General features: G+C 74.3%; 17 protein-coding genes. 5 read left to right on the top strand and 12 right to left on the bottom strand.

Going from position 1 to position 17,645, the window contains the following annotated elements:
• Positions 1-74: 74 nt before the first annotated feature.
• The 3 genes from ABZW03_RS20825 to ABZW03_RS20815 all read right to left on the bottom strand — a co-directional run bounded on the left by ABZW03_RS20825 (position 75) and on the right by ABZW03_RS20815 (position 3,786).
• On the bottom strand, positions 75-1,520 hold the full coding sequence (locus ABZW03_RS20825; protein WP_355260137.1) for a lanthionine synthetase C family protein: 1,446 nt from the start codon (positions 1,518-1,520) through the stop codon (positions 75-77).
• Between the two features lie 73 nt (positions 1,521-1,593).
• The gene (locus ABZW03_RS20820) at positions 1,594-2,484 is read right to left on the bottom strand and encodes a hypothetical protein (RefSeq protein WP_355260134.1); all 891 of its coding nucleotides are present in this window, start codon (positions 2,482-2,484) and stop codon (positions 1,594-1,596) included.
• A 414-nt stretch (positions 2,485-2,898) separates the two neighbouring features.
• Positions 2,899-3,786 carry a LysR family transcriptional regulator gene (locus tag ABZW03_RS20815; protein ID WP_355260131.1) on the bottom strand — a complete coding sequence of 296 codons (888 nt, stop codon included), beginning with the start codon at positions 3,784-3,786 and terminating at the stop codon, positions 2,899-2,901.
• Between the two features lie 366 nt (positions 3,787-4,152).
• Here ABZW03_RS20815 and ABZW03_RS20810 point away from each other — a divergent pair, with 366 nt between their 5' ends.
• Positions 4,153-5,754, top strand: a complete 1,602-nt coding sequence (locus tag ABZW03_RS20810) for an alkaline phosphatase D family protein (RefSeq protein WP_355260140.1) — start codon at positions 4,153-4,155, stop codon at positions 5,752-5,754.
• A gap of 82 nt (positions 5,755-5,836) precedes the next feature.
• On the opposite strand, the gene ABZW03_RS20805 is transcribed toward ABZW03_RS20810, so the two are convergent.
• Both ABZW03_RS20805 and ABZW03_RS20800 read right to left on the bottom strand, forming a co-directional pair.
• Entirely contained in the window at positions 5,837-7,642 is a 1,806-nt protein-coding gene (locus tag ABZW03_RS20805; RefSeq protein ID WP_355260128.1) for an FAD-dependent oxidoreductase, read from the bottom strand.
• Positions 7,643-7,730: 88 nt separating this feature from the next.
• Positions 7,731-8,987 (bottom strand): cytochrome P450, encoded by a 1,257-nt coding sequence (locus tag ABZW03_RS20800; RefSeq protein WP_355260125.1) that lies wholly within the window; start codon positions 8,985-8,987, stop codon positions 7,731-7,733.
• 164 nt (positions 8,988-9,151) lie between these two features.
• On the opposite strand from ABZW03_RS20800, the gene ABZW03_RS20795 reads away from it, so the two are divergent.
• Positions 9,152-9,640 (top strand): NUDIX domain-containing protein, encoded by a 489-nt coding sequence (locus tag ABZW03_RS20795; protein ID WP_355260122.1) that lies wholly within the window; start codon positions 9,152-9,154, stop codon positions 9,638-9,640.
• A 123-nt stretch (positions 9,641-9,763) separates the two neighbouring features.
• Here ABZW03_RS20795 and ABZW03_RS20790 read toward each other — a convergent pair whose 3' ends face one another.
• The 4 genes from ABZW03_RS20790 to ABZW03_RS20775 all read right to left on the bottom strand — a co-directional run bounded on the left by ABZW03_RS20790 (position 9,764) and on the right by ABZW03_RS20775 (position 11,722).
• Positions 9,764-10,198, bottom strand: coding sequence for a hypothetical protein (locus tag ABZW03_RS20790; protein ID WP_355260119.1), 435 nt, complete (start codon positions 10,196-10,198; stop codon positions 9,764-9,766).
• Positions 10,199-10,325: 127 nt separating this feature from the next.
• On the bottom strand, positions 10,326-10,535 hold the full coding sequence (locus ABZW03_RS20785) for a DUF397 domain-containing protein (protein ID WP_355260117.1): 210 nt from the start codon (positions 10,533-10,535) through the stop codon (positions 10,326-10,328).
• A 147-nt stretch (positions 10,536-10,682) separates the two neighbouring features.
• The gene (locus ABZW03_RS20780) at positions 10,683-10,895 is read right to left on the bottom strand and encodes a DUF397 domain-containing protein (protein WP_355260114.1); all 213 of its coding nucleotides are present in this window, start codon (positions 10,893-10,895) and stop codon (positions 10,683-10,685) included.
• A complete protein-coding gene (locus tag ABZW03_RS20775; protein WP_355260111.1) occupies positions 10,892-11,722 on the bottom strand; it encodes a helix-turn-helix transcriptional regulator in 831 nt (276 codons plus the stop codon). Before ABZW03_RS20775 ends, ABZW03_RS20780 begins: the two co-directional genes overlap by 4 nt.
• 257 nt (positions 11,723-11,979) lie before the next feature.
• Between ABZW03_RS20775 and ABZW03_RS20770 the strand changes: the two genes are divergently transcribed.
• The 3 genes from ABZW03_RS20770 (at position 11,980) to ABZW03_RS20760 (ending at position 13,574) form a co-directional block, all read left to right on the top strand.
• On the top strand, positions 11,980-12,486 hold the full coding sequence (locus ABZW03_RS20770; protein WP_355260109.1) for an NUDIX domain-containing protein: 507 nt from the start codon (positions 11,980-11,982) through the stop codon (positions 12,484-12,486).
• Between the two features lie 91 nt (positions 12,487-12,577).
• The gene (locus ABZW03_RS20765) at positions 12,578-13,003 is read left to right on the top strand and encodes an ATP-binding protein (RefSeq protein WP_355260106.1); all 426 of its coding nucleotides are present in this window, start codon (positions 12,578-12,580) and stop codon (positions 13,001-13,003) included.
• 16 nt (positions 13,004-13,019) lie between these two features.
• Positions 13,020-13,574 (top strand): hypothetical protein, encoded by a 555-nt coding sequence (locus ABZW03_RS20760; RefSeq protein WP_355260103.1) that lies wholly within the window; start codon positions 13,020-13,022, stop codon positions 13,572-13,574.
• 328 nt (positions 13,575-13,902) lie between these two features.
• Here ABZW03_RS20760 and ABZW03_RS20755 read toward each other — a convergent pair whose 3' ends face one another.
• The 3 genes from ABZW03_RS20755 to ABZW03_RS20745 form a co-directional block, all read right to left on the bottom strand.
• Positions 13,903-14,118, bottom strand: coding sequence for a hypothetical protein (locus ABZW03_RS20755; protein WP_355260101.1), 216 nt, complete (start codon positions 14,116-14,118; stop codon positions 13,903-13,905).
• Positions 14,119-15,657: 1,539 nt separating this feature from the next.
• Positions 15,658-16,236: a TetR/AcrR family transcriptional regulator gene (locus ABZW03_RS20750; RefSeq protein ID WP_355260098.1), complete on the bottom strand. Its 579-nt coding sequence runs from the start codon at positions 16,234-16,236 to the stop codon at positions 15,658-15,660.
• Positions 16,237-16,302: 66 nt separating this feature from the next.
• Complete coding sequence (locus ABZW03_RS20745) at positions 16,303-17,193, bottom strand: SDR family NAD(P)-dependent oxidoreductase (protein ID WP_355260095.1); 891 nt, start codon at positions 17,191-17,193, stop codon at positions 16,303-16,305.
• Between the last annotated feature and the right edge of the window lie 452 nt (positions 17,194-17,645).

Below are 17,645 nucleotides of genomic sequence, written 5' to 3'. Positions count from 1 at the left end.
TGCTGCGTCCGGGGCGGTGGCCGGGGCCGCTGCGTCCGGGGCGGGGGCTGCCGCGTCCACGGCGGGGTCCGGGGTCATGACAGGGCCACCGCGCGGTCCCACACCGGCTCGTGGTCGGTCGCGGCCGCGAGCAGGACCAGGGCGACGCCGGCCGCCCCGTCCAGGACACCGGGCTGGTCGACGAGGTTGCCGGCCGGCTCCACCGCCGCGATGCCCATCGGCCGGGCCGCGTCGACGCGTTCGAGGATCTGCCCGGTGAGGTCGGCGGCGGCCTCGGTGAACACCGGCAGCCCGGTGTCGTCGGCGAAGCGCAGCGTCACCTGCAGGAGCCCGGCGACGCCGTGGCAGAAGGTGGGGGAGTCGATGCGGCGCTCGCGCACCGGCCGCCGGTAGACGGCCTCCATCGCCTCCACCGCCGCCCCGCACAGGCCGTCGTCGCCGAGCGCGCTGCCCGCCAGCCACAGCGCCCGGGCCACCCCCGGACTGCCGTAGCACCAGGCGCTGCGGGTGGGGAACCGGGCGCGGCCCGCCCGCACACCGCCGTCGCCGCCGTCGACCAGCGGGACGGCGTCGGGCCAGTTCACCCCCGCCGCGTCGTCCGCCCGGTGCGCCAGCAGCCACCCGGCCAGCGCCCGCACGGCCGCCCGCAGCCCCTCCACCTCCACCCCCGCGCGCACCCCCGCCGCCAGCACCGCCAGCGGGCCCGGGATACCGTGCGCCAGCCCGCAGTTGAGGTTGCCGAGCGGATAGAAGCGCACCATCTGCCGGTCCTGGAGCAGCGCCGCGGGGGTGTGCCAGGCCGGTACCGGCCCGCCGTCGAGGGCGAGGGCGGCCAGGGCGCGCAGCACCGGCGCCAGCGCCGGGTGGGCGGGGCGCTGCGCCCCGGCGGGCAGCAGGTGGGTGGCCACACCGCTGAGGCCCGAGATGAGGTCGAACGCGGACACCGGCACGCCGCTGCGCCCGCGCAGCGCCGCCGCCTGGGCCAGGCTCGCCGCCGCGATCCGGGCGTCGAGGACCTGGCGCAGGCGGCGGTAGTGCCGTCCCTCGCCGAGCACCGCCGCGCTGAACGCGAGGCCGCTCAGCCCGCCGAAGACGCCCGGTCCGGCCCCGCCGCGCTCCTCCAGGGCGGCCGTCGCGCGGGCGAGGTGCTCGTGCCCGGTGCGGTCCCAGCCCTCGGCGGGCCAGCAGCGGTGCAGCTGGGCGCAGAGCAGCGCCTGGCCGCTGTCCCCCTGGGCCAGCGACACCGGGTCCCAGTGCACGGAGGCGGGGAACGCGCTCTGCCGGACGGCGAGTTCGAGCGCCGCCCGCACCCGCGCGGGGTCGGTGGCGCGCCGGGCGATCAGGCGCGCGGCGTCGAGCGCGCGGGCCGCGGTGGCCGGATCCAGCCGCGGCGCCCAGGCACCGCGCCCGGCCGCCCCCGACCCCGCTCCCGTCGCCGTCGCCGGGGCGGTGGGCGGGGCGGTGGGCGGGGCGGTGGGCGGGGGCGTGCCGGGCCGCGCCGCCGGCGTCCCCCTCAGCATCGCCGGTCCGCTGCGCGGGGCGGCCCGAGCGGGGTACGGGCGTCGCGGGCGTCGCGGGCGTCGCGGGTACGCATCACTGGCCCGGGGGGCGGCAGACGACGCAGGTGACCCGGGTCGGCAGGACGCAGGCCTCGTCCTGGGTGAAGCACCCGTCGAACGTGCGGCAGGCGTCGTTCGTGATCCGGGTCGCGGTGATGCAGACGGCGTTGCAGGTGACGCAGGTCCTGTCGCACGTGCCGCCGCAGGTGGCCTGGTCGCAGGTGATCTGGGTCCGGGTCAGGGTGATGCAGGGGGCGTTGCAGGTGAAGCAGGTCCTGTCGTTGCACGTACGGCAGGTGTCCTGGCCGCAGGTGACGCACGTGTCGCAGGTCCGGCACGTGGCGCCGAAGCGGGTGTGGCACGCCCCGTCCTGGGTGCACAGGCACGTGAACGGCCTGCAGCCGGTGCGGAAGACCGTCGGACAGTCGAAGTCGGTGTTGCACGCGAAGTCGGTGGGGGCGATGCAGCCGCCGCCGCCCGCGGTCCTCGGCAGGGTGGTCACCGGCCCGACGGTCCGCGGCAGCCCGCCCGGCTCCCCGCCCTGCCCCAGCCGCAGGTCCAGGTCGAAGTCGTCCACGGGAGCGGGCGTCTCCACCTGGGTGAAGTGCACCGTCGCGTCGCGACGCAGGGTGACCTCCGTCGCGTCGAGTCCGACGAACGGGGGCTGATCGCTGCCGACGTCCTCCACCGACAGCACGTCCTCGGAGGCGAACTCGGCGTAGTAGTCCAGTTGCTTGTTGAAGTACAGCCGCCGGTATCCGGCGCGGTCGCTGTCGCCCAGCAGCCCGCTGAGCGTCAGTGTCCGGGCCGGGCGCTCCGACGGGCCGCCCAGGTTCCGTGCCACGAAGTCGTCCTGTGGGCGGTCGCCGATGCCGCTCGGCCCACCGGCTCCGGTGTTCTTGCCGGGTTCGTTCTTGCCGGCCATGTCAACCTCGGGTGCTACTGCTGCGATTGCGGTCCGCTTCCGCGTCGGTACTGCTGTCCGCGTCGGCGACGGTTGCGCAGGGTGCACGGCCCGGGGCGACCCGGGGCGCACGTCCCCGGCCCGTCGCGGGGCACGCCGTACGGCGGCGCCGACGGCGGCGCAGGGCCGCGGCCGCGCCGCGCCGTCGACCTGTCAGCGGTCGGGCGGCATGCCGGAACTCACGCGGGCACGGGCGGCGCGGGAGCTGCGCCGACTGTGGTGACTCTGTGCCACTGGTGACTCTGTGTCACTTTCGGTTCCGTGTCCTACTCCCATTGTGGGCCCGTCCGCCCGTCCCCGCACGGCCCACGGCCCACAGCCAGGGGGCGGGGGCGGGCCGGGGCCGGGACGGGGGCGGGGCAGGGGGGGCGGGGCTCAGGGCGGCGTGCCGCCCGCCCAGTCCCAGGCGGCGACGGCGTCGCGCAGCAGGCGGGCGGCGGTGTCCAGGCGCCCGTCCGCGCCCCACAGCAGGGTCAGGGAGCGCCGGCAGTCCGGATCGTCCACGGCGACCCACACCAGCGGCAGGCGGGTGGCGGTGCGCCGGGCGACGTCGGGCACCAGGCCGATCCCCAGGCCCGCGCTGATCAGCTCGGCGATGGCGCCCGCCTCGTCGCACTCGCACACGATCCGCGGCCGCAGACCGCGCGCGGCGAACAGCCGCTCCAGCAGGCGCCGCTGCCAGTGCCCGGGGCGGGCGGCGATGAAGGGCTGCTCGGCGAGCTCCTCGACACCGACCGCGCCGCGCCCGGCCAGCGGATGGCCCGGGGCGACGGCCAGCCCCACCTCCTCGTCCAGCAGCGCCGCCGACTCCAGGCCCTCGGCGGCGACCGGCTGGGAGACCACCGCCAGGTCGACGTCCCGGGCCCGCAGCCGGCGGCCCGTCTCCTCGGCCGACAGCTGGTGCAGCTCGATCTCCACGCCGGGGTGGGCCGCCTTGAACGCGGCCAGCGGCCCGCTGAAGGCCAGGAACGTCTCCGAGGCCAGCCGCACCGTGCCCAGCCCCTGCCCGGCCGCCTGCGCCACCGCCCGCCGGCCCGCCTCCAGCTCGCCGAGCGAGCGCTCGACGTAGCCGAGGAACAGGCGCCCGGCCGCGTTCAGCCGCAGCCGCCCGCCCCGCTCGAACAGCGGCGTGCCCAGCTCCGCCTCCAGCCGGGCGACGGAACGGCTCAACGACGGCTGGGCGACGCGCAGTTCCTCCGCCGCCCGGCTCAGGTGCTCCAGCCGCGCCACCGCCAGGAACTGGGTGAGCGTGTTCAGGTCCACCGGGCGCCCCCCATGACTCCCATGTCTCCCGCGTCTCCCGAGGCATGACGCCCCGGCGATATCGATCTCGGACACGATAACCGCGGAGTCATACCGCCGGGGGGCGGGGCCGCACCGCCGTACCGCGCCTCCGAGCCCCGCGCCTCCGAGCCCCGTACCCGAGCCCCTTCCGCCCCCTTTCGCCCCTGTTCGGGGTGGTGTGCCGGACCTTCACGGCTCTCCCACCGGATGATCACTCAGCCGCCGGGATCCCGACCCCCGCCGTACGGGGCGGTCCACTCCAATTCCCTTCGCACACACCCCGAGCAGCGAAAGGCCACCACCCCCATGACCCGCCCCACCGCGGACCGCCCCACGCCCGACCGGATGCTGCGCGAGGCCGCCGCCCGCCTGGACCGGCGCCGCTTCCTGACCGTCACCTCGGCCGCCGCCGCGCTCGCCTTCAGCGTCAACCTGCCCGCCGCGCACGCCGACGACCAGGAGATCGCCCCGCGCGCCATCGGCGACAACCCCTTCACCCTCGGCGTGGCCTCCGGCGACGCCACCTCCGAGGCCGTCGTCCTGTGGACCCGCCTGGCCCCGCGCCCGCTGGAGCCCGGCGCCGGCCTGCCGCCCACCGGCTCCGTCAAGGTCGCCTGGGAGATCGCCCGCGACGAGAGGTTCCGCCGCGTCGAGCGCCGCGGCACCGCCCGCGCCCACGCCGAGTTCAACTACGCCCTCCACGTCGACGCCGACGGCCTCGACGCCGGCCGCGAGTACTGGTACCGCTTCACCGTCGGCCCCTGGTCCAGCCCCGTCGGCCGCACCCGCACCACCGCCCGCCGAGGCCGCACCCCCGAGCGCGCCCGCATCGCCCTCGTCTCCTGCCAGGCCTACGAGGACGGCTACTTCACCGCCTACCGCCACCTCGCGAACGAGGACCTCGACGCCGTCTTCCACGTCGGCGACTACATCTACGAGTACGCCATCGACGCCGCCGGCGGCGACCGCAAGTACACCGACCGCACCCTGCCCGCCCACTTCAACCACGAGACCGCCACCCTCGAGGACTACCGGCTGCGCTACTCCCTCTACAAGAACGACCCCGACCTGCAGGCCGCCCACGCCGCCCACCCCTGGTACGTCACCTGGGACGACCACGAGGTGGAGAACAACTACGCCGCCGGCATCCCGGAGAAGAACCAGGACCCGGCCCCCTTCGTCGCCCGCCGCGCCGCCGCCTACCGCGCCTACTGGGAGAACCAGCCGCTGCGCATGCCCCAGCCGCGCGGCACCGACCTCACCCTCTACCGGCGCGTCCACTTCGGCCGCCTCGCCCAGTTCGACATCCTCGACACCCGCCAGTACCGCGACGACCAGGCCAACGGCGACGGCTGGCAGTACCCCACCCCCGCCTCCGACGACCCCGCACGCACCCTGATGGGCGCCACCCAGGAACGCTGGTTCGCCGACGGCCTGCGCCACTCCAAGGCCACCTGGAACGTCGTGCCCCAGCAGGTCGTCTTCTCCCGCCGCAAGAACACCACCGCCGAGCGCTCCAAGCTCTCCATGGACGCCTGGGACGGCTACCCCGCCGCCCGCGAACGCTTCCTCACCGCCGTCGACCACGCCGGCGTGAAGAACCTCGTCCTGCTCACCGGCGACGTGCACGTGGCCTACGCCCTGGACGTCAAGCGGAACTTCGACGACCCCGCCTCCCGCACGGTGGGCGTGGAGTTCGTCGGCACCTCGATCAGCAGCGACGGCGACGGCGAGCAGAAGCCCGCCAACTGGGCCACCCTCACCGCCGCCAACCCGCACATGAAGTTCTACGACGGGCGCCGCGGCTACACCGTCCTGACCCTGGACCGCCACCGCGCCCGCGCCGACTACCGCGTCGTCTCCCACATCACCCGCCCCGGCGGCACCCTGTCCACCGCCGCCTCCTTCACCACCGAGGCCGGCCACCCGGGCATCCGCCCCGCCTGACCCCCGGGCCCCCAAGACCCCCGCCCCCGCCGCCTTGAGGGAGGCGGCGGGGCCGGGCGCCCGTCAGGCGCCCCGCCGGGGCTCACCCGAGGTCGAAGGTGTTCGGCAGGCCGAGCCGGTAGCGGGCCTCGTCGACCAGCTTGAGCGGCTCCAGCTCCGGCGGTCGGAACAGCAGGTGGACGCGGCAGCGTTCGGCACCCGAACCGTCCGCGTCCAGCAGGGCGTTGACCGCGCGCCGCGCCGACTCGTTGGCCCCCTCCATCGTCGCCAGGTCGACGTCCGTGCGCACGTAGTCACCCGCCAGGAAGAAGTTGCCCACCGCCGTCGCCGCCGAGGGCCGGTGGTGGAGCGTCCCGGCGGGATGGACCAGCAGCTGCTCCCGGTTGGCCGGCGCCGGCCCGCCCAGACCGGTGACCGCCGGGTCCAGGAACCACCCGCGCACGTCCGCGTCCGCCGGCCACCCCGCCCCCGGCCGTTCGAACGCCCGCCGGCACTGCGCCCAGACCTCGCGGGCCACCTCCTCGCGGGTGCACTCCTTGGCCGTGCGGCCGTAGAGGATCCCGGGCCGGTCCCACTCCGAGACGCACACCGACAGGCAGTCGCGCACCGTCCCGTCGCCGTAGGCGGCCGCGAAGTCGCGGTCCCAGAACTGCGCCTGGCCCACGGCGGTCAGCGACCACGGGGAGTCCAGGGCGACGGCGTGGCCGTGCGCCAGCCGCACCGGGCGGCGCAGGTAGAACTGGATGCCCGTCATCCAGTCCGTGCCGATCGCGTCGCAGTGCGCCAGCTGCGGATCGGCGGCCCGCAGGCCCGGGCCCCAGGTCGCGCGGGCGTGCTCGACCGGCAGCGCGCTGAGGTAGTAGTCGGCCCGCACCGTCCGGGTAGGGCCGCCGCCGGCCGGCGCCACCAGGACCCCGGTGACCCGGCCCCCGCCGTACAGCACCTCGCGCACCTCGGTCCCGGTGCGGAACTCCACGCCCAGCGAGGCCAGATGGGCCGCCCACGGGTCGATCCACGCCTCGCTGGTGGGGCCGTTCAGCACCCGGTCCGGCTGCCCGTCGACGCCGCGCCCGAGCAGCCCGTCCAGCAGGAACGCCTCGACGACCGTCCGGGCCACCGTGCGGGTGCTGGCCTGCTCGGCCCGGGTCGCCACCAGGTCCCGGGTCAGGCCGACCCCGAGCAGGCGCCGGTAGTCGTGGGACATCCGCCCGGCCCGGATGAACTCCCACCACGGCACCCGCTCCCACTGCTCCTCGCGGCGAATGTCGCAGCTGGTCAGGTGCACCAGGAGCCGGTCCGCGAAGTACGCCAGCTCGTCGGCGGGCAGGTGCAGCACCTCGTCCAGCGCCCCGGCCAGGGTCCGCCGCAGGGCGTCGGGGGCGAGGTCGCCCAGGTCGAGCGGGCGGGTGGTCAGGGTGCGGAACGGCAGCAGCAGGCCCGGGCGCGGGGCGTCGAAGGCCAGCAGCGCCTGGGTGGCGTCGCGCAGGTTGTCGTGGACGCCGCCCGGGTTGGCGCCGTAGGGGATGCGGCGCAGCGTGTCCGGCAGGTTGCGGTAGAAGCCGGGGAAGAACCGGAAGCCGTGCTCGCCCGGCAGCGCCCGCCGCCCGCCGGCCGCGCTGCCCGGCACGTCCATGCTGCGGGCCTTGCCGCCGAGCGCGTCGTGGTACTCGTACACCGTCACCCGGTAGCCGCGCTCGGCCAGTTCGTGCGCGGCGCTCAGCCCGGAGACGCCGCCGCCCAGGACCGCGACGCCGCGCGGCCCGGCGCCGGCCGCCGCCACCGGGCCGCCGACGGCGAGCGATCCGCCCAACACGGCTGTGCCGGTGAGGAACTGACGCCTCGTCCGCTGCCTCCGGGTGCCCTTGCGCGGGCTTTCGGCCGATCCCATGACGCGCCCCTCCGGTTGCCTGGCCCCGGTGTGCAACGACGGGGACCGGCCCCGGTTACCGGCTAGCGGCTCCGGCTGCCGGCTCCGGTTACCGGGCCCGGGCGGGGACGGGGACGATCCAGAGTTCGGCGGGGCCGCTGATGATGACGGACTCCAGGCGGGGCGCCGGGGCCGGGTGGGACGGGGCCAGGGCGGCGTCGGGGTAGGCGGTGAACAGGCCGTCCAGGGCGACTTCGGCCTCCAGGCGGGCCAGCGGCGCGCCGAGGCAGAAGTGCGGGCCGTGGCCGAAGGACAGGTGCTCCTTGCTGGGGCGGGTGGGGTCGAAGTCGTCCGGGCGGTCCGGGTGGAGCCGCGGGTCGCGGCCGGCCGCGCCGAAGCCGAGCAGGATCGGCTCGCCGCGCCGGATGACCACGCCCTCGCCGAGGTCGATGTCCTCCAGCGGGTAGCGCAGCGGGATGTGCATCGCGGGGCTCTCGTGGCGCAGGGTCTCCTCGACGACGTCCGTCCAGGCGAGGGTGCCCTCGCGGACGTGGGCCAGGTGGCGGGGGTGGGTCAGCAGGGCCTGGACGGCGCTGGTGATGAGGTTGACGGCCGTCTCGTAGCCGGCGCCGAGCATCAGGAACAGGACGTCGCGGGACTCCTGCCCGCCGTCCTCGCCGTCGTCGCCGTCGTCGCCGGTGTGGGCGGCGGCGACGTCGCTGGCGAGGTCGGGCCCGGGCTCGCGCCGTTTGAGCTCCAGCAGTTCGCCCAGCGCCGCGTCGATCCGCGCCCGGGAGGCCGTCATCTGCTCGTTCGTCGCGGTCGTCGTCACCAGGGTGTCCATCGCCCCGCCGATCAGGGGCCGCAGGGCGGCGGGGACGCCGAACAGGTCGCAGATCACCGTCATGGTCAGCGGCAGCGCCAGGGCGCGGCGCACGTCCACGGCCTCGCCGGGGCGCAGCGCGCGCAGCGCGCCGAGCAGGGCGGCGGCCGTCGCCTCGATGCCGGGGCGCAGCGCGGCCACCCGGCGGGGCGCGAAGGAGGGCGCCATCCGGCGTCGGGCGGTGCGGTGCTCGTCGCCGTAGAGGTTGAAGAAGTTCTGCTGGAAGGCGATCGGCCCCATCGGCCAGCCGGCGGGCACCTCGGCCAGGCCGGGCCAGTGCTTGCGCGGGTCGCGGGAGATGCGGGGGTCGCCGGTCAGGGCGCGGATCACCGCGCCGCGGGTCACGGACCAGGCGATGATGCCGTCGGGCAGCTCGACCCGTATGGCGGGCCCGGCGGCGCGCAGCCGCGCGTTCTGCTCGTGCGGGGCCCGGGCGGACATGTCCAGCACCGGGCAGCGGGGGTCGGCCGGGTCTGGAGCCATGGGCATTGCTCCTCGGGATCGCTCGGGTGCGCCCCCGGGCGGGCGTGGCCGGGGGCGCGGCCGCCGGGCCCGGGGTCTGTCCTCCGTTGTAGAGGGGCGGGCCGTACCCGTCAACCGGGCACCGTCGGCGCACCGGGGCAGGGGGTCGTGCGATCGTGGGTGCCGTGGACGAGCCGGTGGAACGCGTGGACGAGCAGGACCGGGTGCTGGCGGTGGTGGAGCGCGCCGAGGCCATCCGCCGGGGCTGGCTGCACCGCGTCGCGGCGACGGTCTGCCGCGACGAGCGGGGACGGGTCCTGGTCCATCGCAGGCCCGAGGACCGGTCGCGGTTCCCCGGCCACCACGACGTGATGTTCGGCGGGGCCGTGAACGTGGGGGAGTCCTACGAGCAGGCGGCGGAACGGGAGTTGGCCGAGGAGCTGGGCGTCCGGGTGCCGGTGCGCCTGCTGTTCACGTTCCTGTGCCGGGGAGCGATCGGCCCGTACTGGCTCGGCGTGCACGAGGCCGTGATCACGGGCGAGGTGACGCCCGCTGCGGAGGAGGTCGCCTGGCACGGCTGGCTGACGGAGCCGGAGCTGGCCGAGGCGGTGCGGCAGTGGCGCTTCGTCCCGGACGGGCAGGAGGCGTTCGCCCGCTACCGCGCCCACGTCTGAAGACCCGCGCCGTGCACAGGAAGTCGGCCCCGCCGACTTCCTGTGCGGCGCGGTCGGCTCCTGCGGCGCGGGGCGAGCCGCCGGACGCACGGCACTGGTTCCGGCGGGCTCCGCGGCGCGGGCCTACGGCGACGAACCGTCGAAGCGTTCGAAGCCCGTCTCCACGTCACCGCGGAACGCCAGCGCGTCAGGGCCGAGGCCGAGCGCACCGAGCAGGAGCTCCAACGCCGCGTCGGCGTCCTGTTCGGACCGCCCCACCCAGACGAACGTGCTCGGCTCGGCCCCGCCCTCGAGCCTGCTGAGGGCGAAGTCCACGCGCTGGATGCGGAACATGGCCACCTCGACGGCTCCCAGGTCTTCCCAGCCACGCTCGACCGTCAGCCGCAGGCGGGCCGCGAGTGCCTCCAACGCCGGTTTTAGCCCGGCCACCAGCCGGAACGATGGGGCCGCGTACTCCCACATGCTCTGCTGGGAGGCGGGGTTCCGCCCGGTGCCGTACGGGGGGATCGTCGCCGGCTGCCAGTGCGGCTCCGGCCCCGGCACCTCGAACTCGGCCACGAACCCCTGCCTTTCGCCTGATCAGTGCGCCGACCGTCCGAGGCCACGCTATCCGAGGCGGAAGCCGCAGGTGCGAGCGCGGGAGGACTTCTGCGCTGGAGGAGCGGGAGCCGACCGGCAAGCGGGTTCAGCGTCCGCCGAACTCGCCGCTGCGCACGGCGGCGACGAAGGTCTTCCAGGCCTCGGCCCGGAAGACCAGAACCGGCCCCTGGGGGTCCTTGGAGTCACGGACCCTGCCCGGGCGCGCGTCATCCACCTCGATGCAGCCGCCCTGGCCGTTGCTGTACGTGCTCTTGCGCCAGTCGGCGCGGGGCAGGTCAACTTCCAGAGCGCTCATAGCCCTTCCGTGCCCTCCCGTGCTCACGCAAAACGCTCGGCCAGGGAACCCTGGCCGACCTTTGTGGTTCGGCCCGGGTGATCGACCGCGTGCGGTGATGCCCCTGGAAGCCGCCTGCAGGCCGGGGTCTCGCGTCGGGACTTCGGTTCAGATGTCGCCCAACTCGCCGCTGCGCACGGCGGTGACGAAGGTCTTCCAGGCCTTGGAGGGGAAGACCAGAACCGGGCCGTTGGGGTCCTTGGAGTCTCGGACGGGAGTCAGGCCGGGGACGCCGGCGGCGACCTCGACGCAGTCGCCGCCGTTGTTGGAGTACGAGGACTTGGCCCAGGAGGCGCCGGACAGGTCAACGTGGTCGGTCATGAGGGGAATTCCTTTCGAGCCATGCGGATCATCTCCTGGGATGCGGCCTTCGGCAGCGCTTCCACCAGGAGCTGATCGTAGTCACTCTCCCATCCGGCAACCGTCGCGCGCGACCGCTCGAGATGGCCCCTCGCTGTCGATTCCGCATACCCCACGACTGTGTGGTCCGGGAGATTCAGCAGAACCACCGGCAGGGTGAAGGAGAGGTTCTCGCCCATGCTGAACGGGGCGATCTGCATGGTGATGTTCGGACGCTCCGCCAAGCCCTCAAGGTGGCGTAGCTGCTCGGCCATGACCTGGGGGCCGCCGACGGGGCGCATCAACACCCCTTCCTCGATCACCGCGTGGAGCGTCGGTGGGTTCTTCTGGTTGAGGATCTCCTGTCGCAAAGCCAGGTAATCGGTGCGCTCGTCCGCCTCGGCCGGGGTGATCGCGCCGCGCCTGACAGCCGCTTGTGCCAGCGCCCTTGCATACGCAGGGGTCTGGAGCAGGCCGGGGACGATGATCAGGCCAACAGTTCGCAGCCGTCGGCATCGAGCTTCAGCGTCAACGAACTCGGCGAATCCCTCAAGGAGTGCTGCCCGGCTGAATCGTCGCCACAGCTCGTAGAACCTTTGGCCTGACCCGAACACTTCATCGGCCTTAACAGCCAAGGGCCTTGTTGGGGAACGCTTCCCGTTCTCGACATATGAAATGTGCGCACCCGAGTACCCCAGGCGTCTGGCCGCCTCGATCTGCGACCACCGCTTCGCCCGTCGTGACCTGCGAAGTTCCTGACCGAAGCGGACTTGTGGCGATGTCTGGGAGTCAACAACGGCCTCAGCCATGATCCTTCAGCTCCTTCACACGACATTGCTGTCAAGGGTAAGGCGCTGGCAATCGTAGAGGTGATCGCGCCACTATGGCTACACCTAGTGATCTGCCGGAAGCGCACCGCAACCTGTGGAGATCCGTGTCTCCTGCGCGGAATCCCGAAGCCGGCGCTCCAACTCGCCTAAGTCGTACTTGACTTCGTCGACCCCGGAGGGCAGGTGGCCGAGTCGCCGGCCGCCGTGACCTTCCATCCATTCCACCTGGAGCAGAGTTGAGCAGGATTCGTATCCTGACCGATCCCCCCGCCCGCCGCTCGGGCCACCAGACCTTCGCCCTGCGCGAGGACCCCGACGGCTCCGGCAGCCTGTCCGTCCTGCTCGTCGAGCCCGCCTACAAGGACGGCCTCACCCTGCCCGGTGGCAGCGCCGAACAGGACGAACTCCCGCACCACGCGGCCCGCCGGCACCTCGAAACCGAGACCGGCCTCGCGCTGCCCCTGCGCACGATCCTCACCATCGACTACGTGCCCGCCGCCCGGTTCCCCGAGGGCCTCAACCTCGTCTACGCGGGCGGCATGCTCACGCCCCAGCAGGCCGTGACCGCTGCCCGCCACCAGCCCCCGCAGGAGATCCGCGCCCTGCGCTGGGTGCCCCGCCACCAGCTGCGCGAACTCATGACCGACGACCAGCACCGCCGCGTCGAAGACGCCTGGGACGCGTGGGAGCACGGCGACGGCATCCCCCTTCTCGTCCAGGGCATCCCCGTCCCCGTCAGCTGATCAACACCCCGGGGCCGGACCACCATGCGGTGCGGTCCGGCCCTCCACTCCGGCAGTTACCCGCACGCCCTCCTCGCCCCGAGGTACCCCCATGCTCACTTCCCGCCGCCCCCGCATGTTCACCGCGCGCCTCGACTCGCGGACCGAATCCACGCCCCTGGCCCGCTACCTGCTGCGCGCCTACCTCTCCGGCCTGCCCGCCGGCGAGCGCTACGCCGACACCGCCGAACTCCTCCTCGGCGAACTGTTCGCCAACGCCGTCCGGCACACCGACGCCCCCGACGACCGCCACGTCGAGATCCGCTTCACCCTCACCCCCGACCACCTCCTGCGCCTGGAGGTCCACGACACCGGCGCCGGCCGCCCCACCCTGCGCACCGCCGCGCCCTGCGACGAGCACGGCCGCGGCCTGCTCCTCGTCGACGAACTCGCCCACCGCTGGGGCTGCGCGCCCGGCCCCGGCGGCGCCGGCAAGTACGTCTGGGCCCTCATCACCCCCACCTCCGCCCTCGCCTGAAAGCCTTGTTTCCCTGATGCACCTCGTCACCCTCGCCCGGCACACCCTCTCCCGTGGCGCCACCCCCGCCGCCACCTACGCCCTCATCGCCCGCCTCGGCCACCAGCCCCTGCCCGTCGCCCGCGCCGTCTGCCTCGCCCTGGCCATCCCCCCGGCCGAGGCCACCCGCCGCCTGGCCGACTGCTACGACGCCCTGCTCGCCGACCCCCGGCCGGACTCCGAGGCCGACACCGGCGAACTCCTCGAAGCCCTCGGCGTCTTCGACGTCCCGGTCCCGCTCGACGCCACCGGCCTCGCCGTCGTCGACCACTTCCTCACCGCCGTCGACGCCATGGGCGGCATCCGCCCCGGCCACCAGCACGGCCTCCAGCGCTGGTTCACCACCGGCAACCTCACCGCCGCCTACCTCTCCCTCGCCGCCGCCCAGCCCCTGCCCCGCACCGGCGACCCGGCCCGCTACTGGACCGCCCTCACCGCCGCCGGCGAACTCCTCGCCGCCGGCCCCGCCCCCGATGCCCGCATCAAGTACGCCCTCACCCACTGCCGCACCCAGGCAGCCGCCCACACCTGAACCCCCGTGCGCGGGAAGTCGAGGGCCGCCCTGGAGATCGAGAGCAGGGACGAAATCGGAGCCCGCGCACCCGCGGTGCGAACGCGCTCAGGACCGTGGCGGGCGTCGAGTTCGGGTCCTTCGAAGGCTCCGGCAACTGCTGGCAGCGCTGCTACGAGCACGTCGACCTCGCAGGCGCCGAACTGCCGCTGCGCGAGGGCGACGGCGACCTGCTATTCCGAGTCCACCCGCGGCACCCCATGGTGATGCGAACCGCTCGGCCTGCCCAGGACCGACGTCATCACACCGGCCCGGCGCCCTCAACCGCCGACCGCGCCACCGCTGTTGCTCACTCCGGGATGAGGAGCGAGCCCCGGGCGGACATCCCGGGCTCCGCCTGCGGGGCCGCCACGCCGGTCCGGTGCACGTGCGGCGCCTGCGCGCCAGGCGGGTCGTCGCCGTCCCTGCGGCTCCAGCTCAACGGGAACTGGAAGTTGGAAGAGTACCCGGATCGGATCAGCCTCAGCAGGGCCGCGAGAACCGGCAGACCGATCTTCAGGCCCATGACGGCCGGATCGAGCAGGCCGTGCCCAAGGACGAGTGCGTTCCCGGTGCGGTACCGCGAGGTTCGCTCCCTGCACCCGTGCCTGCCAAGAGCCCCGTATGATGCTGTCGAAGGCTCAGATCCGGTTTGCCAGAGGGCAGTTGGGGGCGCTGGTCTCTGGGTCCTCGGTCCCGCAACGCGGGCTCCGGATTCGAACTGAATGGATCGGTACGCGCCGAACCCAATCGCCGCAGGTCAGGAAGTGTCGGCCCCGCGCTCGCGGGGATAGCTCCCTGCTGTCCGGACTCCTGCAAGTCTCCACCTCGTCGGCCCTGCGCTCACGGGGATAGCTCCGGGCCGTGGCTGACCTACGGGGTGCCGTGGGCGTCGGCCGCGCGCTCGCGGGGATAGCTCCACCTCCTACGGGTTCACCAAGAACGGGTTCGGGTCGCCCCCGCTCGCGGGGATAGCTCCCGCTGGTGGTGCGAAGCGGAGATGGACACCGAATCGGCCCCGCGCTCGCGGGGATAGTTCCCCGATGGGCGCCTGCCTGGAACCCCCCCCCGCGTCGGCCCCGCGCTCGCGGGGATAGCTCCGTCAGCCCGTGCGCCTCCCGCTGCGCGCGCAGGTCGGCCCCGCGCTCGCGGGGATAGCTCCGCCGCCCTCGCGGCCAACCCGATCACGCTGATGTCGGCTCCGCGCTCGCGGGGATAGCTCCGGGGCCCAACAACGGCCGCAGACCACGGGCCCATCGGCTCCGCGCTCGCGGGGATAGCTCCGTCCACTCGGGGTCGATGCCGAGCCCGGCGAGGTCGGCCCCGCGCTTGCGGGGGATAGCTCCGTGACGCCGCTCCAGCAGCCGGCAGCACAGGAGTCGGCCCCGCGCTTGCGGGGATAGCTCCCCGTGGGGCGCGTGCTCGTTCGCATGCTTCGAGTCGGCCCCGCGCTCGCGGGGATAGCTCCGCGCGCGACTGTGCGGATCTCGTGCGGCAGCAGCCGGCCCGCGCTCGCGGGGATAGCTCTGACCGTAATCAGGCCCGGATGGTGTTCGACGCGTCGGCCCCGCGTTCGCGGGGATAGCTCCCGACTGTCCGAGGAGGCCCTGTTCGTCGGCGAGTCGGCCCCGCGCTTGCGGGGAACAGGCGCTTGACCGATGCCGGGGAGGAGCGTGGGGGAGTGGTTTGGCGGGCCGACGCGCAGGAAGTCGGCGGGTCCGACTTCCCGCGCGACGTCCGTACCCCCGTACCGCAGAGGTGTCGTGACGGCGGCGCGGGCGGGCCGACAGCGGACGGCTCCGACGACATCCACGGGCAGCGCCCTACCGTGCGCCAGAAGTCGGCCCGGCCGACTTCCTGCGCACTCCGGTTGCGGGGCGGGCCGCAGGTGGAACGCGAAGACGCCCGGCGGTCTGCCCGGTGAGGAGGCCCCGGCGTCTGAGGGCCTCGCGGAGGACACCCTGCGGGCGGGGGACTCCAGAGGGTCCGACGGGGCGGGTCCGGTGAGGGGTGCCGGGCGTCGAAGGCCCGGTGGCCCGGGGCCCGTGCGCCGGGGGCGGGGAGCTCACGTGGTCGGTGGTGCCGTGCGCAGGCCTTCGAGGAGGGCGGTGAGGTAGCTGTGCGCGGTGTCGACCCGGGCGGCGGGGGTGCCGCCGTGGACGGTCACGGCGTGGGCGATGCCGCACATGAGCGGGACGAGGTCGGCGGCGGTGAGGTCGGGGCGGACCACCGCCGCATCGCGGGCCCGGTCGAGGAGTGCGGCGCCGGCCGACGCGAGTGCCGCCTTGAGTTCCGTGGTGCGCGCCAGGGCGTCCGTGGCCGCGGCCGCGACCGGGGGCAGAGCGGCGTCGGTGACCTGCGCCTCGACGGTGCGGAAGAGGAAGCCCGTCAGGCCGCGCCAGGGGTCGGCATCGGTCAGCGCCCGCCGGCCGTGGGCGACCAGGGCCTCCAGGCAGGGAGCGGCGACGGTCTCCAGCAGCGCCTCGGGCGTGGCGAAGTGCCGGTAGACCGTTCCCACCCCGAGCCCGGCCCGGCGTGCGACGTCGTTCAGCTGCAGCGGTGTCCCCTCGTCGACTAGGTCGCGGGCGACGGAGACGATCCGCTCCCAGTTGCGGGCCGCGTCCTTGCGTAGAGGCGTCGTCATGGGGCCATGCTAATCGGATGGCTCATCCGGATGGCCGGGCCCCCGCGTGGGCGGCGTACCCGCCGCTCAGGCGGGGGCGAGCGGAGCGTGCCGTTCGCTGAGCCGGCGTACGGCTTCGGCGACGCGGGGGTCGGCCGCCGCCCGGTGCGGGGGGACCGGCTGCGCCCGGGGGCCGATGACGATGCCGGTCCGGCCCGTCAGCGCGCTGTCGGTGGCGGCCGCGATGGAGGGCCTGGCCGCCGCGGACGCCGGACCCGAGGTCGAGCGTTCGAACGTGTGGCGCACCAGCGGCCACAGCAGCCGCAGGGCGGGCGTGACGATCTTCGGGTCGGTCATGGTGCCGTTGGTCATGTCGGTCGCGGCCCCTCCGGGGTCGGCGGCGAGGACCGAGACGCCCGTGTCGTCCAGCCGGGCCGCCAGGTCCAACGTGTAGGCCAGGTTGGCGAGTTTGGCGCGACCGTACCAGTGGAAGCCGTAGTAGCCGCCCGGCGGCTCGACGGCGTCGAACACCCGCTTGGCCACGGCGACCGCGCCCGACGTCACGTTCACGATCCTGCTCGGCGCCCCGGCCGTGAGGGTGGGGAGCAGGAGTTCGGTCAGGAGGTAGGGCGAGAGGTGGTTGACGACGAACGACGCCTCGACGCCGTCGACGTGCTGCCGCCGGGCGAACATCGCCCCGACGTTGTTGACCAGCACCGTCAGCGGGTCCCCGGAGGCGGCCTGGTCGGCGGCGATCCGGTGGGCGAGCGCGCGCACCTGCCCGAGGGAGGAGAGGTCCGCGGACAGGAACCGGGCCGGGTGCGCCGGCCCCGTCGCGTCGATCCGCTCGACGGCCCTGGCTCCCCGTCCAGCGTCGCGCCCGACCACGGTGACCGCGAACCCGGCGGCGGCCAGCCCCAGCGCCGTCTCCAGGCCGATGCCCCCTGTTCCGGCCGTGACCACAGCTGTCTTCCTCATGCGCGCCTCCACGGGCAGTCAATCGGATAAGTCATCCGCTTCGTCTCGGGCGACGCTAGCACACATTCGGATGAACTATCCGGTTGAGGCTTCGTGGCAGCGGTGGTCCGCTCGCGGACCGGAGACGGGCGAGGCCTGGGACGCTGGGTGATCGTCGGCACCCCCGGCGGGCGGCCGCGGTGCCGCGGCATGGGGGCGGGCGCCTGAACCGTGCACAGGAAGTCGGCGGGTTCGACTTCCTGCGCACGGAGGTGGGGAGGAGTGGTCTGTCGGGGGTGCAGGGGTTGCGTGGCCTGGAAGCCGTGCTGCGCACAGGAAGTCGATTCGGCCGACTTCCTGTGCGCTGGGGGCGGGTTTCGGTGGTGTTGTTCGGGTGTCTCGGGCCCGGAGGCCGGGCTGTCGTGGGGGGGTCGACGGAAACTGGGTGTGGGTTAAAGCGGGGGGGCGGGGTC

The sequence above is a fragment of the Kitasatospora sp. NPDC004799 genome, from assembly GCF_040609095.1.
Taxonomy (GTDB): Bacteria; Actinomycetota; Actinomycetes; order Streptomycetales; family Streptomycetaceae; genus Kitasatospora.
The sequence above is the reverse complement of the archived record's forward strand: the minus strand, read 5'-3'. Positions and strand labels throughout refer to the sequence as shown.